This window comes from Streptomyces sp. R11 (assembly GCF_041051905.1).
Classification (GTDB): domain Bacteria; phylum Actinomycetota; class Actinomycetes; order Streptomycetales; family Streptomycetaceae; genus Streptomyces.
In genome coordinates this window covers 8,154,582-8,177,112 of the sequence record NZ_CP163432.1, presented here as the reverse complement: position 1 = coordinate 8,177,112, position 22,531 = coordinate 8,154,582, and the positions used below count along the sequence as shown (strand labels likewise).

The 22,531-nt window shown below is 71.1% G+C and carries 20 protein-coding genes; 6 read left to right on the top strand and 14 right to left on the bottom strand.

Features of this window, described 5'->3' with window-relative positions; translation table 11 throughout:
* Window positions 1–9: 9 nt before the first annotated feature.
* Window positions 10–3,288 (bottom strand): bifunctional lysylphosphatidylglycerol synthetase/lysine--tRNA ligase LysX, encoded by a 3,279-nt coding sequence (gene lysX, locus AB5J55_RS37875; RefSeq protein ID WP_369274955.1) that lies wholly within the window; start codon window positions 3,286–3,288, stop codon window positions 10–12.
* Window positions 3,289–3,376: 88 nt separating this feature from the next.
* Here lysX and AB5J55_RS37870 point away from each other — a divergent pair, with 88 nt between their 5' ends.
* On the top strand, window positions 3,377–3,838 hold the full coding sequence (locus AB5J55_RS37870) for a universal stress protein (RefSeq protein ID WP_369274954.1): 462 nt from the start codon (window positions 3,377–3,379) through the stop codon (window positions 3,836–3,838).
* A 140-nt stretch (window positions 3,839–3,978) separates the two neighbouring features.
* Here the strand turns inward: AB5J55_RS37870 and AB5J55_RS37865 are convergent, their stop codons facing one another.
* Window positions 3,979–4,794 carry an alpha/beta fold hydrolase gene (locus AB5J55_RS37865; protein ID WP_369274953.1) on the bottom strand — a complete coding sequence of 272 codons (816 nt, stop codon included), beginning with the start codon at window positions 4,792–4,794 and terminating at the stop codon, window positions 3,979–3,981.
* Window positions 4,795–4,851: 57 nt separating this feature from the next.
* Between AB5J55_RS37865 and AB5J55_RS37860 the strand changes: the two genes are divergently transcribed.
* The gene (locus tag AB5J55_RS37860) at window positions 4,852–5,325 is read left to right on the top strand and encodes a MarR family winged helix-turn-helix transcriptional regulator (RefSeq protein ID WP_369274952.1); all 474 of its coding nucleotides are present in this window, start codon (window positions 4,852–4,854) and stop codon (window positions 5,323–5,325) included.
* 3 nt (window positions 5,326–5,328) lie between these two features.
* Here AB5J55_RS37860 and AB5J55_RS37855 read toward each other — a convergent pair whose 3' ends face one another.
* Window positions 5,329–6,477, bottom strand: coding sequence for a CapA family protein (locus AB5J55_RS37855; protein ID WP_369274951.1), 1,149 nt, complete (start codon window positions 6,475–6,477; stop codon window positions 5,329–5,331).
* A gap of 212 nt (window positions 6,478–6,689) precedes the next feature.
* On the opposite strand from AB5J55_RS37855, the gene AB5J55_RS37850 reads away from it, so the two are divergent.
* From AB5J55_RS37850 to AB5J55_RS37840, 3 genes are all read left to right on the top strand, one after another.
* Complete coding sequence (locus AB5J55_RS37850; RefSeq protein ID WP_369274950.1) at window positions 6,690–7,235, top strand: sigma-70 family RNA polymerase sigma factor; 546 nt, start codon at window positions 6,690–6,692, stop codon at window positions 7,233–7,235.
* 146 nt (window positions 7,236–7,381) lie between these two features.
* Window positions 7,382–7,897 carry a hypothetical protein gene (locus AB5J55_RS37845; protein ID WP_369274949.1) on the top strand — a complete coding sequence of 172 codons (516 nt, stop codon included), beginning with the start codon at window positions 7,382–7,384 and terminating at the stop codon, window positions 7,895–7,897.
* Between the two features lie 151 nt (window positions 7,898–8,048).
* Entirely contained in the window at window positions 8,049–8,711 is a 663-nt protein-coding gene (locus AB5J55_RS37840; protein ID WP_369274948.1) for a zf-HC2 domain-containing protein, read from the top strand.
* 38 nt (window positions 8,712–8,749) lie between these two features.
* Here the strand turns inward: AB5J55_RS37840 and AB5J55_RS37835 are convergent, their stop codons facing one another.
* The 3 genes from AB5J55_RS37835 to AB5J55_RS37825 form a co-directional block, all read right to left on the bottom strand.
* Entirely contained in the window at window positions 8,750–9,613 is an 864-nt protein-coding gene (locus AB5J55_RS37835) for an Fpg/Nei family DNA glycosylase (protein WP_369274947.1), read from the bottom strand.
* Window positions 9,614–9,644: 31 nt separating this feature from the next.
* On the bottom strand, window positions 9,645–11,720 hold the full coding sequence (locus AB5J55_RS37830) for a SpoIIE family protein phosphatase (protein WP_369274946.1): 2,076 nt from the start codon (window positions 11,718–11,720) through the stop codon (window positions 9,645–9,647).
* 88 nt (window positions 11,721–11,808) lie between these two features.
* Window positions 11,809–13,104, bottom strand: coding sequence for a DUF6777 domain-containing protein (locus tag AB5J55_RS37825; protein WP_369274945.1), 1,296 nt, complete (start codon window positions 13,102–13,104; stop codon window positions 11,809–11,811).
* Window positions 13,105–13,241: 137 nt separating this feature from the next.
* Here AB5J55_RS37825 and AB5J55_RS37820 point away from each other — a divergent pair, with 137 nt between their 5' ends.
* Window positions 13,242–14,663, top strand: coding sequence for a lipase maturation factor family protein (locus AB5J55_RS37820; RefSeq protein ID WP_369274944.1), 1,422 nt, complete (start codon window positions 13,242–13,244; stop codon window positions 14,661–14,663).
* Here the strand turns inward: AB5J55_RS37820 and AB5J55_RS37815 are convergent.
* The 8 genes from AB5J55_RS37815 to AB5J55_RS37780 are packed head-to-tail and all read right to left on the bottom strand — an operon-like array spanning window position 14,651 to window position 22,477.
* Entirely contained in the window at window positions 14,651–15,484 is an 834-nt protein-coding gene (locus tag AB5J55_RS37815; RefSeq protein ID WP_369274943.1) for an amidohydrolase, read from the bottom strand. The genes AB5J55_RS37820 and AB5J55_RS37815 overlap by 13 nt on opposite strands.
* Window positions 15,481–15,795, bottom strand: coding sequence for an L-rhamnose mutarotase (locus AB5J55_RS37810; RefSeq protein ID WP_369274942.1), 315 nt, complete (start codon window positions 15,793–15,795; stop codon window positions 15,481–15,483). The genes AB5J55_RS37815 and AB5J55_RS37810 overlap by 4 nt, the downstream gene beginning before the upstream one ends.
* The gene (locus tag AB5J55_RS37805) at window positions 15,792–16,739 is read right to left on the bottom strand and encodes an aldo/keto reductase (protein ID WP_369274941.1); all 948 of its coding nucleotides are present in this window, start codon (window positions 16,737–16,739) and stop codon (window positions 15,792–15,794) included. The genes AB5J55_RS37810 and AB5J55_RS37805 overlap by 4 nt, the downstream gene beginning before the upstream one ends.
* Window positions 16,736–17,491, bottom strand: coding sequence for an SDR family NAD(P)-dependent oxidoreductase (locus AB5J55_RS37800; RefSeq protein ID WP_369274940.1), 756 nt, complete (start codon window positions 17,489–17,491; stop codon window positions 16,736–16,738). Before AB5J55_RS37800 ends, AB5J55_RS37805 begins: the two co-directional genes overlap by 4 nt.
* Complete coding sequence (locus AB5J55_RS37795; RefSeq protein WP_369274939.1) at window positions 17,488–18,840, bottom strand: L-fuconate dehydratase; 1,353 nt, start codon at window positions 18,838–18,840, stop codon at window positions 17,488–17,490. The genes AB5J55_RS37800 and AB5J55_RS37795 overlap by 4 nt, the downstream gene beginning before the upstream one ends.
* A gap of 37 nt (window positions 18,841–18,877) precedes the next feature.
* Window positions 18,878–19,903 carry an ABC transporter permease gene (locus AB5J55_RS37790; protein WP_369274938.1) on the bottom strand — a complete coding sequence of 342 codons (1,026 nt, stop codon included), beginning with the start codon at window positions 19,901–19,903 and terminating at the stop codon, window positions 18,878–18,880.
* Entirely contained in the window at window positions 19,896–21,398 is a 1,503-nt protein-coding gene (locus AB5J55_RS37785; protein ID WP_369274937.1) for a sugar ABC transporter ATP-binding protein, read from the bottom strand. The genes AB5J55_RS37790 and AB5J55_RS37785 overlap by 8 nt, the downstream gene beginning before the upstream one ends.
* Before the next feature lie 8 nt (window positions 21,399–21,406).
* A complete protein-coding gene (locus AB5J55_RS37780; RefSeq protein WP_369276404.1) occupies window positions 21,407–22,477 on the bottom strand; it encodes a sugar ABC transporter substrate-binding protein in 1,071 nt (356 codons plus the stop codon).
* Between the last annotated feature and the right edge of the window lie 54 nt (window positions 22,478–22,531).

The following is a 22,531-nucleotide window of genomic DNA, read 5'->3' as shown; positions in this document are numbered from 1 at the left end:
GGGGCGCCGTCAGCGGCGGCGGACCAGGGGGAACGGCAGGGTCTCACGGATCGTCAGGCCGGTGAGGAACATGACCAGTCGGTCCACGCCGATGCCGAGGCCCCCGGTGGGCGGCATGGCGTACTCGAGGGCGTCGAGGAAGTCCTCGTCGAGCTCCATCGCCTCGGGGTCTCCCCCGGCGGCGAGCAGGGACTGGGCGGTGAGGCGGCGGCGCTGCTCGACGGGGTCGGTGAGTTCGGAGTAGGCGGTGCCGAGTTCGGTGCCGAAGGCGACGAGGTCCCAGCGCTCGGCGAGACGCGGGTCGGTGCGGTGCTGACGGGTGAGCGGGGAGACGTCGGTCGGGAAGTCCTTGTAGAAGGTCGGCAGCTGCGTCTTCTCCTCGACGAGCCGCTCGTACATCTCCAGGACGACGTCGCCATGGCCGTCGTCGGCGGTGTACGGAACGCCCACGCGGTCGCAGTACCGGTGCAGCCGGAGCAGTTCCGTGTCGGGGTCGATCTCCTCCCCCAGCACCTCGGAGATCGCGCCGTACACCGTCTTGATCGGCCACTGCCCCGAGATGTCGTACTCCGTGCCGTCCTTGCGGGCGACGGGCGAGCCGAAGGCTGCGGTTGCGGCGCCCTGGATCAGCTCGCGGACGAGGTCGAGCATCACGTCGTAGTCGGCGTAGGCCTGGTAGGCCTCCAGGATCGTGAACTCGGGGTTGTGCTTGTAGTCGACGCCCTCGTTGCGAAAGGTGCGGCCCATCTCGAAGACCTTCTCCACACCGCCGACGCACAGCCGCTTGAGATACAGCTCGGGGGCGATGCGCAGATAGAGGTCGAGGTCGTAGGCGTTGATGTGGGTGGTGAAGGGGCGGGCGTTGGCGCCGCCGTGGATCTGCTGCAGCACCGGCGTCTCGACCTCCAGGAACCCGCGCTGCAGCAGGCCCTGGCGCACCGCCTGGATGGCGGTGGAGCGGGCCCGGACCACGTCGCGGGCGGCGGGGCTGGAGACCAGGTCGAGGTAGCGCATGCGGACCTTGGCCTCGGGGTCGGCGAGGCCGCGGCGCTTGTCGGGCAGCGGGCGCAGGCACTTGCCGATGAGCTGCCAGGAGGTGACGAAGACGGTCGGTTCGCCCTTGTCGCTGACGCCGGCCGGGCCGGTGGCGCTGATGAGGTCGCCGATGTCGGTGTCGGCGGTGAAGCGGTCGAGGGCGGCGCCGGAGTCCTTGCGGGTGAGGGCGAGCTGGTGGTCGCCGGACCAGTCGCGCAGCACGACGAAGACGATGCCGCCGAAGTCGCGTACGAGCATGATCCGGCCGGCCACGGTGACCTGTTCGCCCTTGTGGACCTGGGCCAGGGCGTGGGTGCGGACCGGGATGCCGACCGGGTAGGGGTCGACGCCGTCTGCACGCAGCCGGTCGAGGGTGTGGTGCCGGATGCGGACCTGCTCGGGCAGGCCCGCATCCGGCCCGGCCGCCCCGGCCTCGTCCCCTCCGTCGAGGCCGAGCGCCGCCAGCGAGGGCAGTCCTTCGGTGGTCGCGGGCCGCGGTCCCCCTCGCGGGTGCCCCTTTCTGCGGAGTTGGTGCAGCGACGGTACGGAGACGAAGCCCTCGGCGATGGCGGACGCGGTGCCGATGCGGGCGAGGGAGGCGGCTTCGCCGTAGCAGATGAAGCGTGGGAACCACTGCGGCTGGTACTTGGCGTTGGAGCGGTACAGGGCCTCCAGCTGCCACCACTTGGAGAAGAACAGCAGCAGTCGGCGCCACAGCCGCAGCACGGGTCCGGCGCCGATGCGTGCGCCCTCCTCGAAGACGGAGCGGAACACCGCGAAGTTCAGCGAGATCCTGCGGATCCCCATCTTCGGCGCCGCCGCGCACAGGTCGGCGACCATGAACTCCATGACGCCGTTGGGGGCTCCGCGGTCCCGGCGCATCAGGTCCAGGGAGATGCCGTCCCTGCCCCAGGGCACGAAGGAGAGCAGCGCGAGCAGCTCGCCGTCCTCGCCGAGTGCCTCCACGAAGAGGCAGTCGCCGTCGGCCGGGTCGCCGAGGCGGTCCAGGGCCATGGAGAAGCCGCGTTCGGTCTCGGTGTCGCGCCAGGCGTCGGCCTTGGCGATCAGGTCCTCCATCTCCGCCTCGCTGAGGGTGGAGTGGCGGCGGATGCGGCAGTGGGCGCCGGTGCGGCGGACCCGGTGGACGGCCTGCCGGGTGACGCGCATGTCGCGGCCGTCGAGGTCGAAGTCCGCCACCTGAAGGATCGCCTCGTCGCCGAGTTGGAGGGCGCCGAGCCCGGCGCGTGCGTAGGCCTTGGCGCCGTCCTCGGAGGCGCCCATCGCGGCGGGCGCCCAGGCGTGCCGGCGGGCCACGTCCAGCCATACGGCGATGGCGCGCGGCCAGGCCTCCCGGTCGCCGACCGGGTCTCCGCTGGCGAGGCACACGCCGGCCTCGACGCGGTAGGTGACGGCGGCCTTGCCGCTGGGCGAGAAGACGACGGCCTTGTCGCGCCGGGTGGCGAAGTAGCCGAGGGAGTCCTGGCCGCCGTAGGCCTTGAGGAGGGCCCGGATGCGGGCCCCCTCGTCGTCGTGCAGGGCCGCCTCCATGCGCTGCGAGCGGAACAGGGTCGCGGCGGCGTTCAGCAGGGCCAGCGCGCCGAACAGGCCGAGCACGAAGAACAGCGGGCGGGGCGGGCGTCCGTCGTAGGAGGCGCCGGAGACGAGGCCGCCGCAGACCCGGTCGGCGGCCCACGCCAGTCGCTGGCTCTGCGGCAGCGTGCCGGGGAACAGCTCGACCAGCCCCCAGCCGATGAGGATCCCGACGGCCAGTCCGAGCACCAGGACGCCGAGGGCCCGGCGTACGGCGGCGCGGCGGGAGGCGGCGTAGAACTCTCTGCGGGCGACGATCAGCAGGCCCAGGGCGAGGGCGCAGACGATCAGGGAGGGGACGGAGTCGGCGTAGTCGCCGAACACCGTGCCGAGCAGGTCGCTCAGGACGAGCAGCCCGAGGTAGACGACCACCAGCCACCAGGCGATCTTCTTGCGGGCCGCCGTCGCGGCGGCGAGCAGGAAGAGGAAGACGGCGTAGGCGAGGTTGGCGCTGACGGGGACGATGATCTGGTCGAGGCCGCGCACGAGCGGGCGCAGCGCGGTGCGCAGCGGCGGGATGACGGCCAGTAGGGCGCAGAGCAGTCCCAGGGCGCCGAAGAAGATCGCGAATCCCTCCGGCACCCTGTGCAGGAAGCCGTTCCGGGGTGACCGTATCGGGCCCGTGGCACCCTTCTCGCGGGTGACCTCCACGGTGGCACTCATGCTCCGACTCTAGGAAGCCCGCGGCCTCCTCGCCCGTCGAGCGGCCTGCCCGACGGCGGGACCAGGGGCTTCCGATAGCCTCCGTGCCGTGACGGAACAGCACTCGCACCAGTTCGAGCGGGGCACCGACGGGCCCAAGGTCATCGTGGTCGGGGTGGACGGCTCCGACTCCTCGCTCCGCGCGGCGGCGTACGCCGGTGGCCTGGCCCGACGGCAGCGCGCGCTGCTCGCCGTCGTGTACGTGCAGCCGGTGATGACGGCGGGCGCGGCCCTCGGGGCGCCGGTCGCGGAGACCACCGACGAGATCGCCGAGGACCTGATCGCCCAGATCAGGGACGCGACCGAGCGGGTGAAGGGGATATTCGACGTCCGCTGGGAGTTCCACACCTTCCCCGGCGACCCCTACAACGGCCTGGTGAAGGCGGCGGACGACCTCAAGGCGGACGCCGTGGTGGTCGGCGCATCGGAACAGGCCGGGCACCGGATCGTCGGTTCCGTCGCGGTGCGGTTGGTCAAGGCGGGGCGGTGGCCGGTGACGGTGGTGCCGTAGTGACGCAAGGGCGGCGGGACGAGGGCCTCGTCGCCTGTCCGTCCGGCGATCCGGCGCGGCGTGGGCCGTGTGGCCGGGGCTCGCGCCGGACTCGCTGGTGACGAACGATCCGAGTTGCTGCGCCGCCGGGTGACTGCGCGTCAGAGGGTGTGCAGGAACTCGGACAGGATCCGGTTGAAGATCTCCGGCTTCTCCAGGTTCGGATAGTGGCCGACGCCTTCGATCACCTCGGCGCGGCCGTCACGGACGGTGGCGGCGAGCCGCTCGGCCGCGGCGAGCATGTCGGCGGGTTCCAGGCCGCCGTTGAGGGTGAGCAGCGGGACGGCGATCTCCGGCGCCCGGGCGAAGGTGTCGGTCACGGGCACGAACCAGTCCTTCTCGCCGGGCGTGTGCTTCGAGAGCGTGTTGCCGGCCATCTCCCGCATCAGGCGCGGGATGTCCTGGTCGACGTCGGCCAGGCTCCGGTGCTCACCGGGTACGACCTTCACGAACTCGTCGAGCCAGCCTTCGGCGTCCCCGGCGGCCAGCTTGTCCGCCATCTCGGCCTGGAGCGCGCGGGTCCAGTCGTCCGTGTACTGGAACTCCCCGGTCGCGGCGCCGCAGGTGACCACGGCACGGATGAGTTCCGGGTGCTCCAGCACCGTGTTGGTGGCGACCAGCCCGCCCATCGAGACGCCGACGAGCACCGCGGGCCCGGCGTCGAGGTGGCGCAGCAGGGCGGCCACGTCGTCGGCCCAGCGGAAGGGCATGGACGCGTTGGCGGAGGCTCCATGGCCGCGTATGTCCAGGGCGACCACCCGGTACTCGGCGGCGAGGGCCGGGATCTGGTGGTGCCAGACCCGGTGGTCGACGTATCCGGAGTGGAGGAGGACCACCAGGTCCCCCGAACCGGTGTCGAGGTAGGCGAGGTCGCCGTCGGCGGACGTGAAGGTGTTCAGTTCCGAAGTAACCGTCATGACAACCAAGGTGTCATCTTTTGGATGCTTTGACAACCGAGGTGTCATGATGAGCGCATGACCGACTCCGACACTCCCCTCGACCCCGACGAACTCGGCCACCGCCTCACGGAGGTGTTCGACCTGGTCGGCCCGCTGTACCGACGCGCCCTGCGCAAGCTGGAGCAGGGCGAACCGGTCGAGGGGGCCTCCGTCGGCGTCCGCTCCGTACTTGATCTGCTGCTGCGCCTCGGACCCATGACGGTGCCGCAGCTGGGCCGGATCCAGGCGCTCAGCCGGCAGTTCGTGCAGCGCATGGTCAACGACGCGGTGGACCGGGGCTGGGCGGAGTCCATCCCCAACCCCGCCCACCAGCGCTCCTCACTGATCCGCATCACGGACGCGGGCAGGGCCACGATCACTGCCGTTCTCGACCGCGAGCACGCCCTCAACCGGCAGGTCGGCGGGGACCTGACCGATGCCGAAGTGCGGGCGTGCGTCAGGGTGCTGAGGGAGATGCTGAACACGTTCGACCACGTGGACCTGGACTGATCCCTACTTCGCCATGGTCAGCCCGTCCTTGCCCGCCCCCCGGCTCAGCACGACGTCCCGGATCCGGTCCCGCACCCCGCGCACGTCGGCGCCCTTGGCGAGCGCCCGGTTGAGGTCGATCACACGGCCGGCGTCGATGTCGAACAGCTGGGGGACGAACTCGGCCTTCGACACCTTCCAGCGACCGCCCGGACGGGCCGGCGGTTTGAAGGTGAAGCGACCGAGGGTGGACTGGTTGCCGCGCGGGTCCTGCACACCCCGGTCGTTGTACATCGCGCCGGCGATCTGGTTGCCCATGCCGTAGACCACCCAGGTGCCGTTGACCTTCTCGTAGGCCTGCGGCACATGGGCGTGGGTGCCGAGGATCAGGTCGATGTCGGGGCGACCGCCGGTGCGGGCGGCCGTGAGCTCGCGGGACAGGGTCACCTGCTCGGCGTCGGGCGCGTCCCGCCATTCGGTGCCCCAGTGCAGCGATACGACGACCACGTCGGCGCCCGCCTTCCGGGCGGCTCGGGCGTCCGTGAGGATCTTGGTCTGGTCGGTCATGTTGACCGCCCAGGGCTGTCCCGACGGAAGCGGGAAACCGTTGACGCCGTAGGTGTACGCGAGGTGAGCGACCTTGGCCCGCCCCGCGCGCAGCACGGTCACGGTGCGTGCTTCGGCCTCGGTGCGCGCCGTTCCCGCGTGCCGCACCTTCGCCCGGTCGAGGGCGTTCAGGGTGCGCAGGATGCCCGCGGCGCCGTCGTCGAGGCTGTGTTCGGAGGCGGTGGAGCAGCCGTCGTAGCCGGTCGCGGCGAGACCCCGGGCCACCTCCGGCGGGGACTTGAACCGGGGGTAGCCGGTGTACTCGCCGTTCTCGCCGTAGACGGTCTCCATGTGACACAGCGCCAGATCGGCGCGGGAGACCACGGGTGCGACGCCGGCGAGCATCGGGCGGAAGTCGTAGCCGGAGCCGCCCGAGTCGAAGCGGGCGCGTTCGATGATCGCGCTGTGCGGGAGGATGTCGCCGGAGGCCACGAGTGTGAAGCCACGGGGCTCCTTGGCGGCGGGGCCCGGATTTGCCGGGGCCTCCCGGCTGTGGGCCTGGCAGGCGGCGCCTGCGGCGAGAACGGCGGTCGCAGCGAGGGCCACAACTCGACTGCGTGCGATCATCGGCTCACCCCTAGTGGTCGTATATACGCATCAATAGGTACGAAGCCCTACCCGCCCGCAAACAATCCGGCCACTTTCGTTAGGCCGTCCGGCGCGCACCCCATAGGCGGAAGGAACCGTTCGTCGAACCGTTCGCCGACGCGATCGACCGTCCGCCGCAGATCCGTGTGCGTGCCCTGTCCCCCGACAGGCGGCTGCGATGCCATACGGCCATGACGGCCGGAATCACCCTCACGAACGGGACGACCGCCGAGCACGAGCTCGCAGCGCTGCAGCGCGAGCACGGCCGGCCACTCTTCGCGCTCCTGCTCCGGCTCTGCGACGGCGACCGGCAGCGTGCCGAGGACCTCGTCCAGGAGACGCTGGTGCGCGCCTGGCAGCATCCCGAGGCCCTGCGCGCCGACGACTTCGACTCCGTACGGCCATGGCTGATGACGGTCGGGCGGCGGCTCGCGATCGATGCGCGGCGGGCCCGGCAGGCCCGGCCGCCCGAGGTCGGCGACGCGATCCTGGAGAACGCGCGGGTCATCTCCGATCACGCCGAGCGGGCCGCGGAGATGCTCGATGTGCGCGAAGCTGTGAAGACACTCACTCCGGAGCACCGTGAAGTCCTGGTGCTGGTGTACTTCCAAGGGGCGAGTGTTGCGGAAGCCGCTCAGACCCTGGGAATTCCGCCCGGTACGGTGAAGTCCCGCGCGTACTATGCGCTGCGCGCCCTGCGCCGGGTGCTTCCTGGATACGCGGCCGACCTGCGGTGAAACCAATGGCTGAGTCAAACCTCCGTAAAGCGCCTTGCTGAACACCCCGGTTGAGTAATCGGCTGTCCTCATCCGTGTTCCGGATTGGGCAGGGGCCCAGGGCCCCGGGGTAGGGCAACGCACTCACCGGAGGAAGGCAGGAAGGGATGCTGCACAGAGGTCAAGAGAGCACGGACGGCACCGGTGGCGGTGAACTGACCGTCCCCATGGCGTGGTTGTACGCCGAGTACATCGCCGACGAGCTGCTGCGGACCGGCGATCTCATGCCGCCGACGTCCTTCGAGTTCCGCGCCGGGCGCGATGCCCTGGCGCTGACCATCTTCCTGTCCGACACCGACGGTGAGCTCTCCGGCATCCGGGTCGTCACCCAGCTGGAGACCTGGCTGTCGCTCACGGCTTACGACCAGCCGTGGCAGGACTGGGTGCGCGAGCGCATGGCGGGCCTGGCTGCCGAGGCGGTCGAGTCCGGCGGGCCCGCGCCCGACCTGGAGCTGGCCCAGGCGGCCTGGCGCTGGCTGCAGGAGACGGAGCTGCTCGCGCCCGATCTGAACGCGGTGCCGGGCGGCGGAGCGCTGGTCGGTGAGGACGACGGGCCGAAGGTGTGGACGCCGGCGTGGCAGCTCGGACTGCCGCTCGGGCACCTCGCCATCCATCTTTTTTAAGTTGTTTTCTTCTCGGACCAATCCTCGGCCCCGGCCGCTACGAATCCTTTGGTTGCGATTCGGTAGCGGCCTTGAGTGATTCGACTGCCTGGTGCGTACCAGTGGGCGCAAGGAGTAACACACCCCACACCCAACGGCACGAGGATTCGGCATGAGGTCCCTGGAGAGGCATCGCGACGTCGCCGCGTACGCGCTCGGCGTGCTGAACGAGGCGGAGGCTTTCCGCTTCGAGGACCACCTCATGGAGTGCCCCCGCTGTGCGGCACACGTGACCGAGTTCGGGCCCATCACCCGCCAGTTGATGCTGTACCGGCGGTCGACGCCCCGGTTTGTGCACCCGATGGCCAAGCCGGGCCCGCAGATGCTGAACCGGCTGCTCGAAACGGTGGCGGCCCGCCATCGCGCCCGGCGCCGGCGCACGATGTACGCCGTGGCGGCCTCGGTGGTGATCGCCCTGGCCGGACCGGGGGTCGCGATGATGGCGAGCGGCGACAGCAGTGCCGCACAGGTGGTCGAGGCGACCGACGCCCGCTCGGGTGTGTGGGCGCAGGTCACCACCGAGAACGAGGGCTACGGCAGCCAGGTGGAGCTGAAGGTGAAGGACGGCGCGGGGGCGCGCCCCTGTCATCTGATCGCCGTCGGCCGGGACGGCTCGGAGGAGACCGTCACCAGCTGGCACGGCGGCGATCACGACTCCCGGGAAAACACCATGACGGGTGCCTCGGCGATGCACATGGACGAGATCGCCCGCTACGAGGTGAGAACGGCGGACGGGGAGCACCTGGTGACGCTCAAGCCCCGGCTGAGCCGTTGATCCGCTCCGGTTCCGGCTGACCCGCTGTCCGTTCCCGGCTACTTCAGCAGGCGCGACAGTCTGCGGTCCGCCAGCGGTTTCCCGCCCGTCTGGCAGGTCGGGCAGTACTGGAGCGAGGAGTCGCTGAAGGAGACCTCTCGGATGGTGTCGCCGCACACCGGGCACACCTCGCCGGTGCGGCCGTGGACACGCAGGCCGCTCTTCTTCTCGGCCTTCAGCCGGCCGGCCGCCACCCCGCGCGAGCGCTCGACCGCCTCGGTGAGGGTCGTCCGCAGGGCCGCGTACAGCGTGGCCGTCTCCTCGGGTGTCAGGGACGCCGCCAGCTTGAACGGGGACATCTTCGCCGCGTGCAGGATCTCGTCGCTGTAGGCGTTGCCGACCCCGGCGATCAGGCTCTGGTCGCGCAGGGCGCCCTTGAGCCGACGGCGCTCCTCCTTGAGCAGGGCCGCGAAGCGCGTCTCGTCGAAGTCGTCGGCGAGCGGGTCCGGGCCGAGGCGGGCGATGCCCGGGACCTCCTGGGGATCGCCCACCAAGTACACCGCGAGGCGCTTTTGGGTCCCGGCCTCCGTGAGGTCGAAGCCCGCGCCGGTCTCCAGGGCCACGCGCAGGGCGAGCGGACCCTTGCCGGGGCGGGGCATCCCGCTCGGCAGCTCGTCCTTCCAGTGGAGCCAGCCCGCGCGGGCGAGGTGGGTCACCAGGTGGGGGCCGTCGGCCGTGACCAGGTCGAGGAACTTGCCGTAGCGGTGCACCGCGGTGACCTCGTGCCCCTCGATGGCGGTGACCGGCGGGTTGTATGTCTTCAGGACGCTGATCGCTACGGGCAGCACCCTCACGATCTCGTGGCCGACCAGGTTCTCGGTCAGGAAGTCCTTGAGCGCTTCGACCTCGGGGAGTTCCGGCATACGTCCAGAGTGCCACCCGGCACCGACAGCCTCAGCTCCGCTCCGGCACCACGAACTCGCACCACACCGCTTTGCCGCCGCCGCGCGCCTCCACGCCCCACACGTCCGTGAGCAGGTCGACGAGGAGCAGGCCTCGGCCCGAGACGCCCGACTCCCCCGCCTCACGGCGGCGCGGGAGGGCACTGGAGGAGTCCTCGACCTCGACCCGCAGCCGGCGGTCGGAGCCGGCGAGGACCCGCAGGGTCACGACGGCCGCGCCCTCGGTGTGCATCAGGGCGTTGGTGATCAGCTCGTCGGCGACCAGCTCGATCTCGTCGGCCCGGTCCCCGGCGCCCCAGGCGCGTACGGCGGCGCGGATCATGTGCCGGGCGCCGGTGAGTGCCTCGGGGTCACCGGGGGCGACGTGCTGCTGGAGGCGGCCGCCGGCCTGCGGGGCGTCCAGGACGCGGCGGCGCAGCAGGAGCAGGGCCACGTCGTCGTCGCCGCCGCGTTCCTCGGCGACGTCGATGAGGAGGTCCGCGAGGTCCCGTACGTCGCTCGGGCCGGTGGCGATGAGCGCGGTCAGGGCCTGCATGCCGTCGTCGAGGTCGGCGCCGGGCTGTTCGACCAGGCCGTCGGTGCACAGCAGGAGGGTGTGGTCGGAGTCCAGCTCGATGGTGCCGACCGGGTATTCGAGCTGCCCGAACTCCGCGGACAGGCCGAGCGGCAGCCCGCCTTCGACGGGGACGCGACGGCACGCACCGCCGGGCTCCCGGAGCAGGGGGTCGATATGGCCGGCCCGGACCACCTGCACGACCCCGGTGGACAGGTCGGCCTCCGCGTACAGGCAGGTCGCGAAGCGGTCGGTGTCCAGTTCGTGCAGGAACACGGAGGCGCGGGCCATCACCGTGGCCGGGGTGTGCCCCTCGGCGGCGTAGGCGCGCAGGACGATGCGCAACTGCCCCATGACGGCGGCGGCGTGGGTGTCGTGGCCCTGGACGTCGCCGATGACGGCGCCGACCCGGCCGCCCGGCAGCGGGATCAGGTCGTACCAGTCGCCGCCGATGTCCCGGCCGAGGGAGCCCGAACGGTAGCGGACGGCGACGTCCGCGCCGGGCACGCTGGGGATGGTGCGCGGCAGCATCGCCTGCTGGAGGCCGGTGGCGAGATCCTTCTCCTGCTCGTAGAACATGGCCCGTTGCAGGCTCTGCGCGATGCTGCTGCCGAGGGCGACCAGCACGTTGCGATCCTCGGGGGAGAAGCCGCCGCGGTCGCTGTAGAGCAGGCCGATGGCCCCGATCGGGCGGGCCTGGGCGATCAGGGGCATGTAGGCGGCGGCCGTGATGTGCAGGTCCGTGATGTGCGGCCAGAGGATCGGATAGCGCTCCGCGAACTCCTCCGGCGACTCGATGAAGCGCGGGCTGAGGGTCCGTACGACTTCGCTCATCGGGTACTGCTCGTCGATCCGGGTGACGAGGGTGCCGGGTACGAAGCTGCCCGCGGGGCCCTCGGCGACCAGCCGGATACGGCCGGCCTCGACCAGGCCCACGACCATGCTGGTGGCGCCGAGGTGGGCGATGCCGTGGGTGTCCTTGAGAACCTCGATGACGTCCTGCACGGTGCGGGCGTGGGCGAGGGCGGCCGTGGTGAGCTGGACGACACTGGTCTGCTGGCGCCGTGCCTCGTCCTCGGCCGCCTGCTCGCCCCGCTCCTCGCTCTCGGCGAGTTCGTCGGTGGCGTCCCGGACGATGCCGATGATGCGGCGCGGGCGGCCCGTCTCGTCGCGACGGATGTAGCCCTGGGTGTGGGTCCAGCGCAGGGTGCCGTCGCGGCAGCGGATGCGGAAGTAGGCACCGTAGTTCTCGCTGCCGTCCTTCAGGGCCTTGGAGACCATGCCGTCCAGCCGGTAGGCCTCCGGCGGAGGCACCCGGATCGCCAGGCTCCCCGGGGTTCCGTCGTATTCGTCGGGGCGCAGGTCGAAGACCTCGTGGGCCTGGGCGTCCATGTGGAACAGGCCGGCATCCAGGTCCCAGTCGAAGCTGCCCATGCGGTTGAGCGCCAGGATCGGATCCGGGTGGGCGGGCCAGTCGTCCGGGAGTGACAGGGCGCTCGCTCCCCGATCAACCATGGGGCCACCTTGCCAGGGTTTGCCGGATTCTTCGACCGGGGCGACGGAACTTCCCTGGCCCGATTCCATGACCATGTTCCGGCCCCGGTCAGCCGTCGAAGACGTCGGTCGGGCTGCCGAAGATGCTGCCGTTGGTCCGGTCGGAGGCGCCGGGGGTGGCGGGCGCGTCGGGGCCGTCGGGGATCAGCCCGCCGCCGTCGGGTGCGTCGGGGGCATCCGGGACGGCCTCGGGGCCGACCTCCTCCGAGGAACCCGGGGAGGTGTCCGGCCGCGTACGGGATTCGGGGGCACTGGGCCCATCGGGCGACGTGGACGACCTGGGCGGCTCCGACGACGCGGGCGGATGGCCGGGGTCGGCCTCCGAGGGCGCCGCCGTGGCAGTGGCCGTCGGGCAGTCGGCGGGGAGGGAGTTGGGCGTGTCCCGCGTGTCGGACGGGGCCCTGGCCGGCCTGCCGTCGGTGGTTCCGGGCGCGGCGGGGGCGGTGGCCGTCGGAGTCACGCAGTCGGTCGGCGACTCGGGCGGCGAGGTGCGCCCAGCGGACGGCGGTTCGCTCCCGTCCTCGGGGAACTCGCCGACATCACCGCGCGGGCCGCTGTCGTGCGGACTCGGGGTCACCGGCTTCGGCGGCCGAACGGCATGGTCGCGGTCGTGGCCCCGGTGGCCGATCGGCCGTTCGATCCAGGTGTTGTCGACGACGTTGATGATCGTGATGTTGGTGATCATCCGGATCGTCGGGGCCACCACGACCACCTGGCTCGGGCGGTACCCCGACCAGGCCCTGCCGCTGGTGCCCGGATTGCCGCGCGGGGCGACGGGCGGGGCGAGCGGGTTGCCGCAGGCGCAGCGGACGCGGGGCACACCGTGGTTGTCGACGAGGACGGCGGTGCCCGCCTGCAGGACGGACTGGTATCCGGTTCCCATGCCGTCGCGGAACCCGTGGTTGGTGACCCGGGTGTCGGCACGCAGGACGACCGAGGTCAGCCCGCGCAGATAGGTGGCGATCGACGCCTGGGGGATGCCCGCCGCCTGGGCGAAGACGCGGGCCCTGGCCCGGTCGGAGGTGAGCTGGTCGACCTGCCGCCCGACGTCACAGCTTCCGCTGCCCTGGGTGCCGCCGTAGAGGCCGGGCGTTTCACCGGACAGGGGCTGGAGCCCGGTCCGCCCCGAGTGCGTGGGCCTCGGCGTCCGGGTGACCGGCGACGGGGTGACGGTCGACGTGGCCGTGGAGTCGGTGAAGGGGTCCGGCCCCTGGTCGGCGACAGGCTGGAGGAAGAGCTTCCCGTCCGCGTCCGAGTCCTGGTCGCTGCCGACACCGCAGCCGGCGACGACGAGCGCCGCCGAGAGCGCGCAGGCCGTGACGAGGGTTCGGGTGGGTGTACGCACCACGTCCTCCCGCCGATCATCGGGCATTTCATCCCTATTGTCTGTTTCACTCACTCGGGTTACGCAAGCGGAGAGGTGGTATACGGAGAGTCACACGGATCTCCCGGCGCGACAATGGAGAGAAGAGAGGCACGGCCGTGGACTGGTTCATCGCACCGGACTACTGGACGAGCCGGCTGGTCTTCCAGCGGGCTCTGGCCGGTGTGTATGTGGTCGCGTTCCTGACGGCGGCGCTGCAGTTCCGCGCGTTGATGGGCGAGCGCGGCATGCTGCCCGTGCCCCGCTTCGTCGAGCGGGTGCCCTTCAAGGCGGCCCCGAGCCTGTTCCAACTCCACTACTCGGACCGCTTCTTCGCCGCCTGCGCCTGGGCCGGTTGCGCGGTGTCGGTGGCGCTGCTGGCCGGACTCGACTCCGTGGTGCCGCTGTGGGGCGCGATGCTGCTGTGGCTGGTCCCGTGGGCGCTGTATCTGTCGATCGTGAACGTGGGCCAGACCTGGTACTCGTTCGGCTGGGAGTCCCTGCTGCTGGAGGTCGGCTTCCTCGCGGTCTTCCTGGGCAACGACGAGGTGGCACCGCCGATCGTGGTGCTGTTCCTGCTGCGCTGGATCCTGTTCCGCGTCGAGTTCGGCGCGGGCCTGATCAAGATGCGCGGCGACGCCTGCTGGCGCAAGCTGACCTGCCTGGACCACCACCACGAGACCCAGCCGATGCCGGGCCCGCTGAGCTGGTTCTTCCACCATCTGCCCAAACCCGTGCACCGGGTCGAGGTGGCGGCCAACCACGTCACCCAACTCGCCGTGCCCATCCTGCTGTTCACCCCGCAGCCGATCGCCACGGCCGCCGCCGCGCTGATGATCGTCACCCAGCTGTGGCTGGTCCTGTCGGGCAACTTCTCCTGGCTGAACTGGATCACCATCGTGCTGGCCCTGTCGGCGGTGCGCTTCCCGAGCGATCCGCCGTCCGTGCCCGACCCGCCGCTGTGGTACGTGATCGCGGTCCTCGCGGTCGCCGTGCTCCTCGTGGGCCTGAGCTACCACCCGGTCGCGAACATGGTCTCCCGCCGCCAGATCATGAACCGCTCCTTCGACCCGCTGCACCTGGTCAACACCTACGGCGCGTTCGGCAGCGTCAGCAGGATCCGCTACGAGGTGGTGATCGAGGGCACCGCCGACGACGTACCGCGAGAGGACTCGGACTGGCGGGAGTACGAGTTCAAGGGCAAGCCGGGCGATCCCCGGCGCTGGCCGCGGCAGTTCGCGCCGTACCATCTGCGGCTGGACTGGCTGATGTGGTTCGCCGCGCTGTCGCCCGCGTACGCCGGTTCGTGGTTCGGCACGCTGATGGAGCGGCTGCTGGAGAACGACCGCGCCACGCTGAAGCTACTGCGCCGCTCGCCGTTCCCTCCGGACGCGCCGCCCCGCTACGTCCGCGCCCGTCTCTTCCGCTACCGCTACACGACCTGGCGTGAGCTGCGGGAGACGGGCGCGTGCTGGGAGCGGACGTATGTGCGGGAGTATCTGCCGCCGACTCGACTGGCGGGCGTGGCTCAGAGGTCGTAGACGCGGGTGGCGGTGGTCTCGAAGAGGTGCGTGCGATCGCCCGGGGCGGTCAACTCCTGTGCTGTGGCGAGTACTTGACCGTACGAAGCGGCCAGCGTGCACACCGGCCAGTCCGAGCCGAACATCAGCCGCCGCGGGCCGAAGGCCTCCAGCACCACGTCGGCATACGGGCGCAGGTCGTCGACGGTCCAGGAGGCGAGGTCGGCCTCGGTGACCATGCCGGAGAGCTTGCAGACGGTGTTGGGGAGTGCGGCGAGGGCACGGACATCGGACGCCCAGGGCTCGCGGGCCGCGGACGCGATGGGCGGCTTGCCCAAGTGGTCGAGGACGAAGGCGAGTTCGGGCAGGGAGGCCGCCGCCTTGGTGCAGGCGGGCAGTTGGTGGGGCAGGACCACGAGGTCGTAGACCAGCCCCGCCGCTGCCACGGCGGCCAGTCCGCGCCGTACGTCCGCACGCAGCAGCCATTCCGGATCGGGCTCGCCCTGCACCTGGTGGCGGATGCCCTTCAGGTAGCGGCCGCCGGGCAGCTCCCGCAGCCGGGCCAGTTCCTCGGCGACGTCCGGGCGCGTGAGGTCCGTCCAGCCGACGACGCCCGCGATGAGGTCGTGCTCGGCGGCGAGGGCGAGGAACTCCGGGGTCTCCTCGGGCACGGTGACGGTCTGCACGAGGACGGTACGGTCCACCCCTGCGGCCCGCGCCTCGGAGGCGAGGTCGGCGACCGTGAAGTTCCGCCGGAGCGGCCGGAGTCCGGGCCCCGTGATCCAGTCCTGGTCCCGTACCGAGAGGTCCCACACATGCTGGTGGGCGTCCACGACCGTCACGGCAGCTCCCACACCACGGGCAGGCCTGCGTCGGCGCCCTCGCCGGAGTAGTCGTGGACCACGTCGAGCAGCTGGGCCATGCGGGCCTGCCAGGCCACGTTGACCGGCAGTTTCTCCAGCTCGGCGAGGAGGCGGCCGTAGTCCTCGCACTCCAGGACGTGGAAGAGGTCGGTGCCGCTGCGCCAGATCGTCCAGGAGGTGGCGCCTGCGGCACGGATCGCGTCCGTGAGCTCGACCGGCACTTCCCGGTGGGCGGCCTCGTACTCGGCGACCCGGTCCGCGCGGACCTCGGTGTGCAGGGCGACTCTCATGAGGGCTCCTCGGTGACCAGGAGTCCGCTGTCCCGTAGTTCCTGCCAGAAGGCTGCGGGAACCGGTGTGGCGAACTGATCGGCGCAGTCGTGGACTTCGTCGGCCGAGCGGGCGCCCACCAGGACGCTCGCCACCGCCGGATGGGCCATGCAGAAGGCCAGCGCGGCGGCGCGCAAGGTGATGCCGTGACGCCGCGCGATCTCCTTCATGCGCACGGCCCTGTCCAGCAGCTCTGCCGGTGCCTCGACGTAGTTGTACGTCGCCCCCGGCTTCGGATCCGCGAGCAGCCCCGAGTTGAAGGCACCGCCGATCACCACGGAGACGCCACGCTCCACGGCGGTGGGCAGCAGTTCCGTGAGCGCGCTCTGGTCGAGCAAGGTGTAGCGGCCGGCGCACAGCACCACGTCGACGTCCGTGTCGCGGACGAAGCGGGTGAGCATCTCCGCCTGGTTCATGCCCGCGCCGATCGCGCCGACCACGCCCTGCGAGCGGAGCTTCTCCAGAGCCGGGTAGCCCTCCCGGAAGGCCTGCTCGGCGTGGTCGTCGGGGTCGTGGAGGTAGACGATGTCGACGTGGTCGAGGCCGAGCCGTTCCAGGCTCGCGTCCAGGGTGCGCCGTATGCCGTCCGCGGTGAAGTCCCAGACGCGGCGGTGCGTGGCGGGGACGGCGAAGCCGTTCGCCAGGTCGTCGCCGGCGTCGGCCTGAGGTTCCAGACGGCGGCCCACCTTGGTGGAGATCGTGTACTCCTCGCGTGGGTGCTCGCGCAGGGCCGCGCCGAGGCGGCGTTCGGACAGTCCGAGGCCGTAGTGGGGCGCGGTGTCGTAGTAGCGGATGCCGCGCTGCCACGCGGCGGACACCGCCTTGTGTGCCTGCTCGTCGGTGGCCTCGGTGTAGAGGTTGGCGATGACGGCCGCTCCGAAGCCGAGTCCCCGGGGGATGCTCACCGGCCCACCGGCCGCAGGCGCAGGCCCTGCATGCCGCCGTCGACGGCGAGGGCGGTACCGGTGGTGGCGCCGGAGAGCGGGCTCGCCAGGTAGGCGACGGCGCCCGCGACCTCGGCGGCCGAGACGAGGCGGCCGGTGGGCTGGCGGGCCTCCAGCGCGGCGCGTTCGGCGGCGGGGTCGGCGGCCGCGTCGAGCAGGCGCCCGACCCACGGGGTGTCCACGGTCCCCGGGTTGACGCAGTTGACGCGGATGCCCTCACGGACGTGGTCGGCGGCCATGGCGAGGGTGAGCGAGTACACGGCGCCCTTGGTCGCGCTGTACAGCGCCCGCTGCGGGAGTCCGGCCGTGGCCGCGATGGAGCAGGTGTTGACGATCGCCGCGTGCGAGGACTCCCGCAGCTCGGGCAGGGCGGCACGGGCCACCCGGACCGCGCCGACGACGTTGACGTCGTAGACCCGGTGCCACTCGGCGTCGTCGTTGTCCTCGACGGTGCCCTGGGCGCCGATGCCGGCGTTGTTGACCAGCACGTCCAGTCCGCCGAGGGCGGCCACGGCGGCGGTCACGGCCTCGCGCACGGACGCGTCGTCGGTGACGTCGGCGCGGAAGGCGAGCAGTGGCTTGTCGACGGAGGAAGGCTCCAGGTCCAGTACGGCGACCTGGGCACCGCGCGCGGCGAGGAGTTCGGCCGTGGCCCGGCCGATGCCGGAGGCGCCTCCCGTCACCAGCGCCTTGAGACCGTCGAAGTCGCTCATGCCGCGTGCCCCTTCTTCTGCGTCCGGAGGTCGGCGGCCCAGAAGGCGCCGTCCGGGAACGAGTACCGCTCGATCGACTCGGGCCGCATGGCGGCCGAGAAGCCGGGCGCGGTGGGTGCCGTGTAGTGACCTTCCCTGATGACCACCGGGTCGAGGAAGTGGGCGTGCAGATGGTCGACGTACTCGATGACGCGGTCCTCGGTGGTTCCGGTGACGGCCACGTAGTCGTACATCGACAGGTGCTGGACAAGTTCGCACAGGCCTACGCCGCCCGCGTGCGGGCACACGGGCACGCCGAACTTGGCTGCGAGCAGCAGGATGGCGAGGTTCTCGTTGACTCCGCCTACGCGGGCCGCGTCGATCTGGACGACGTCGAGGGCGCCGGCCTGGAGGAGCTGCTTGAAGACGACCCTGTTCTGCACGTGCTCGCCGGTGGCCACCTTCACCGGGGCGACGGCCTCGCGGACGGCCGCGTGGCCGAGGACGTCGTCGGGGCTGGTGGGCTCCTCGATCCAGTACGGGTCGAACTCCGCGAGGGCCTTGGTCCAGCGGATCGCCTCCGCCACGTCCCAGCGCTGGTTCGCGTCGATCGCCATGCGAACGTCCGGCCCGACGACCGAGCGTGCGACACGGCAGCGCCGTACGTCGTCCTCCAGGTCGGCGCCGACCTTCAGCTTGATCTGCCGGAAGCCGTCGGCGACGGCCTCGGCGGCGAGCCGGCTGAGCTTGTCGTCGTCGTAGCCGAGCCAGCCGGCGGAAGTGGTGTAGGCGGGGTAGCCGCGCTCCAGCAGCCGGGCCGTGCGCTCCGCCACTCCCTCCCGGCCGCGGTGCAGGATGGCCAGCGACTCCTCGGGCGTGAGCGCGTCGGAGAGGTACCGGAAGTCGATCTGGCGGACGATCCACTCCGGGTCGGCGTCGGCGAGCAGACGCCACAGGGGCTTCTCGGCGCGCTTGGCGGCCAGATCCCACACGGCGTTCATGACGGCGCCGATCGCCATGTGCATCACGCCCTTCTCGGGGCCGAGCCAGCGCAGCTGGCTGTCGCCGATCAGGTCGCGGTTGAGGGTCCCCGGGTCCGCGCACAGTTCGTCGACGGGCCGGCCCACGACGTGTCCGCGCAGCGCCTCGATCGCGGCGACCTGGACCTCGTTGCCCCGCCCGATGGTGAAGGTGAACCCGTGCCCCTCGTGCCCGTCCGTCCCGTCGGTGCGCAGCACGACGTAGGCGGCCGAGTAGTCCGGGTCCGGGTTCATCGCGTCGGAGCCGTCGAGCTCGCGCGAGGTGGGGAAGCGGATGTCGTAGGTGTCGAGCGCGGTCACGCGGACGGGGGGACCGGGGGTCGGGGACACAGAGGGCCTTTCGGTCGATGGTGGGGACGGCGCCGGGTCAGTCCTGCGCACGGCCCGTCGTCACGCGGGCGATCATGAGGGCGACCAGGATGATCCCGCCGTAGATGGCCTGGATCCAGAACGACGGGACCTGGGCGAGGGTGAGCAGGTTCTGGACGACACCCAGGAGGAGTACGCCGGTCAGGGCGCCGAACATGGTGCCCCTGCCGCCGTCCAGGCTGATGCCGCCGATCACCGCGGCCGCGAACACCGTGAAGATCATGTTGTTGCCCTGGTTGGCGCTGATCGCCCCGACGTACCCGGTCTGGATGATTCCGCCTACGGCCGCGAGCGTGCCCGCCACGACGAACACGCCGAGCATCACGCGCTCGACTCGGATGCCGGCCGCGCGGGCGGCGTCCGCGTTGCCGCCGATGGCGTACAGGGCGCGCCCGATGCGGTGGTACTTCAGCACGAACCCGGTGATCGCGAAGGCGGCCGCCGCGAGCCACACCGACATGGGGATGCCGATGAAGGTCGTGGTGGCGAGGGAGTAGAAGCTGTCGGGCATGCCGAACAGCGTCTTGCCCTTGGTCGCGCCGACCAGCAGACCGCGCAGGACGATCAGCATCGCGAGGGTCACGATGAACGCGTTGAGCTTGAACTTCACGACCAGGACGCCGTTGAAGGCCCCGACGGCCGCGCCGACCACGAGGACCGCCAACAGGGCCAGGGCGGCGGGGAGTTCGGCGCCCCAGCCGGACTGGGCGGCGGGCAGCACGAGCAGCGCACCGACGGCGGGTGCGATGCCGACGACCGATTCGAGGGACAGGTCGAACTTGCCGGTGATGAGGACCAGCGACTCCGCCAGGACGACCATCGCCAGGGCGGCGGAGGCGCCGAGGATCGAGATCAGGTTGCGTTCGGTGAGAAACGAGTCATTGACGACCGCGCCGAGCACCAGCAGGAGCAACAGGGCCGGGACCAGGGCGAGTTCGCGGGCACGGCGGAGCAGGACCGTCCTGGCGGCACGGGCGTCCGGCACCTTGACGGGCAGGGCCGGTGGGGCCTTGGTGTCAGCCATGGTTGTCCACTCCTTCGATGGAGGCGATCAGCTCGTGGTCGCGCCAGCCGGCCGGGTGCTCGGCGACGACACGGCCGTGGAACAGGACGAGGACGCGGTCGCAGCGCCGCAGGTCGTCGAGTTCGTCGGAGACGACGAGTACGGAGGTGCCGTCCTCGCGGGCGCTGTCCATGCGGGCGAGCAGGGACTCCTTGGACTTCACGTCGACGCCCGCGGTGGGGTTGATCAGCACGAGCAGACGAGGGTCGGAGGCGAGAGCCCGGGCCATGACGACCTTCTGCGCGTTGCCGCCTGACAGGTCGGAGACGGGCTGGTCGGGGCCCTCGGTGTGGATGTCGAGACGGTCGATAAGGGCGCTCGCGAAGCCGCGCTTGCGTTCGGTGCCGACGAAGCCGAAGCGGCCGAGCCGGTCGAGGACGCTCATGGTGGCGTTGTCGCCGATGGTCATGCCGGCGACCAGGCCCTGGTCGTGCCGGTCGCGCGGCACACAGGCGACGCCCGCCTTGAGGGCGGCCTGCACATCGCCAAACGGAAGTCGTTCACCGTCCAGCTGGGCGGTGCCGCCGGTCGGGGTGTGCAGTCCCGCGAAGGACTCGGCGAGCTGGATCTTGCCGCTGCCGCTGATCCCGGCGAGTCCGACGACCTCGCCGCGGCGGACGGTGAGGTCGATGTCCCGGTACGCCGGTGAGGTGAGCCCGCGGGCTTCGAGCAGCACAGGGGCGTCGTGGTCGACGTCCCTGGGGTCCACGGCCTGTTCGGCGATGGTCTCCAGCGACTCCCCCGCCATGGCCTCCACCAGCGCCCGGCGCGGGAGTTCGGCGACAGGCGCGGTGGTGATCCAGCGGGCGTCGCGCAGGACCGTGACGGTCTGGCAGACCTCGTACACCTCCTGGAGGTGGTGCGAGATGAACAGGAAGGTGACGCCGGCGTCCTGGAGCGCCCGCATTCGCGTGAACAGCCGCTCGATCTCGCGGTTGTCGAGCTGCGCGGTGGGCTCGTCGAGGATGATGAAGCGGGCGCCGAAGCTCAACGCCCGGGCGATCTCGACCATTTGACGGTCCTCGACCTTGAGGTCGGCGGTGCGGGCCTCGGGGTCGGCGTGCACGTCCCAGGTGTCGAGGAGCGCGGCGGCCTCGTCGCGCAGCCTGCGCCAGCTGATGAAGCCGCGCCGGCGGGGCTGGCGGTTGATGAAGAGGTTCTCGGCGACCGTCAGCTCGGGGACGACGGTGGGCTTCTGGTAGACGCAGGCCACCTTGCGGCGCCAGGCGTCCCGGTCGGCCAACGCGGGCGCGGGTTCGCCGTCGAAGCGGACCTCGCCCTCGTCGGCGGCCTGGAGGCCGGTGAGGATGTTGACCAGGGTCGACTTGCCGGCGCCGTTGCGGCCGACGAGGGCGTGGGACTCGCCGGGCAGGACGGTGAGCCGGCCGTCGGCGAGGGCGGTGGTGGGCCCATAGCGCTTGACGATGTCGCGCGCCTCGACGAGGGGTGTGATCACGGCCGTACTCATTTGACCGTGTTGCCCCAGAGCTTGGGGTCGTCGACGTTGTCCTTGGTGACCAGCGGGGCGGGCAGTTGGTCCTCCAGGATGCCGCTGGGGAGCTTCACGATGGTCGAGTCGTGGTCCGTGGGGCCCGGCTCGAACTTCTTCCCCGCCATCGCCGCCTTGATGTAGTACATGCCGTACTTGGCGTACAGGTCGGCGGGCTGCGAGACGGTCGCGTCGATCTCGCCCTTGCGGATGGCGTCGAACTCCTGCGGGATGCCGTCGTTCGAGACGATGGTGATGTGGCCCGGCTGCCCGGCCTTCTTCAGCATCCCCTTGGACTTGAGGGTCTGCAGGGTCGGCGCGAGGTAGACGCCGCCGGCCTGCATGTAGATGCCCTTGATGTCGGGGTTGGCGTTCAGGAGGGTGTCCAGCTTGGAGGCCGCGGTGTCGGACTCCCACTTGGCCGGTATCTCCAGGACCTTCAGCTTGGGAAAGTTCTTCTTGACGCATGCCCGGAACGCCTCCGAGCGGTCACGGCCGTTGACCGAGGCCAGGTCGCCCATGATCTGTACGACCTTGCCGGAAGGGATCTGCTCGCCGAGGTACTGGCAGGCCTTCTCGCCGTACGCCACGTTGTCGGCGCGCACCACCATCGCGACCTTGCCCTTGTCGGGCGCCACGTCGACGGCGACCACCGGCACGCCCTTGCGCTCCGCCTGGTCGAGGCCCGCTTCGATGGCCGCGCTGTCCAGCGGGGCGACGACGAGGCCCTTCACACCCTGGTTGAGCTGGTTGTTGATGTCGGTGATCTGCTGGGAGGGGTCACTGTTGGAGTTGACCGTCTTGAGCGCCTCGACGCCTTCGGAGTCGGCCATCTTGGGCACATAGTCGTTGTACGACTGCCAGAACGGCGAGGTCAGCAGGGGCAGGATCACCCCGACCTTCCCGCTGCCGCCGCCTTCGGCGCTCGCGGCGCCGGTGTCCTTGGTGCTGCCGCACGCGGCGAGCACGAGGGAGGCGCCGACGACTGCGGCCACCGCTTTGCCTCTCCGCGACCTGTTCTGCTTCCGCGCTGTCGTGCCGTGCATCTGGCCGTGCATCTGGCGGCTCCTCGTTGAGCGTGTTCGAGCAGATGCCCGCAT

Bases quoted from the DNA above. Each gene is read 5' to 3' on its own strand.
- AB5J55_RS37855 (WP_369274951.1), bottom strand. From the start codon at position 6,477: ATGATCGCACGCAGTCGAGTTGTGGCCCTCGCTGCGACCGCCGTTCTC.
- AB5J55_RS37840 (WP_369274948.1), top strand. From the start codon at position 8,049: ATGAGGTCCCTGGAGAGGCATCGCGACGTCGCCGCGTACGCGCTCGGC.
- AB5J55_RS37845 (WP_369274949.1), top strand. From the start codon at position 7,382: ATGCTGCACAGAGGTCAAGAGAGCACGGACGGCACCGGTGGCGGTGAA.
- AB5J55_RS37860 (WP_369274952.1), top strand. From the start codon at position 4,852: ATGACCGACTCCGACACTCCCCTCGACCCCGACGAACTCGGCCACCGC.
- AB5J55_RS37780 (WP_369276404.1), bottom strand. From the start codon at position 22,477: ATGCACGGCACGACAGCGCGGAAGCAGAACAGGTCGCGGAGAGGCAAA.
- AB5J55_RS37830 (WP_369274946.1), bottom strand. From the start codon at position 11,720: ATGGTTGATCGGGGAGCGAGCGCCCTGTCACTCCCGGACGACTGGCCC.
- AB5J55_RS37850 (WP_369274950.1), top strand. From the start codon at position 6,690: ATGACGGCCGGAATCACCCTCACGAACGGGACGACCGCCGAGCACGAG.
- AB5J55_RS37800 (WP_369274940.1), bottom strand. From the start codon at position 17,491: ATGAGCGACTTCGACGGTCTCAAGGCGCTGGTGACGGGAGGCGCCTCC.
- AB5J55_RS37865 (WP_369274953.1), bottom strand. From the start codon at position 4,794: ATGACGGTTACTTCGGAACTGAACACCTTCACGTCCGCCGACGGCGAC.
- lysX (WP_369274955.1), bottom strand. From the start codon at position 3,288: ATGAGTGCCACCGTGGAGGTCACCCGCGAGAAGGGTGCCACGGGCCCG.
- AB5J55_RS37790 (WP_369274938.1), bottom strand. From the start codon at position 19,903: ATGGCTGACACCAAGGCCCCACCGGCCCTGCCCGTCAAGGTGCCGGAC.
- AB5J55_RS37835 (WP_369274947.1), bottom strand. From the start codon at position 9,613: ATGCCGGAACTCCCCGAGGTCGAAGCGCTCAAGGACTTCCTGACCGAG.
- AB5J55_RS37810 (WP_369274942.1), bottom strand. From the start codon at position 15,795: ATGAGAGTCGCCCTGCACACCGAGGTCCGCGCGGACCGGGTCGCCGAG.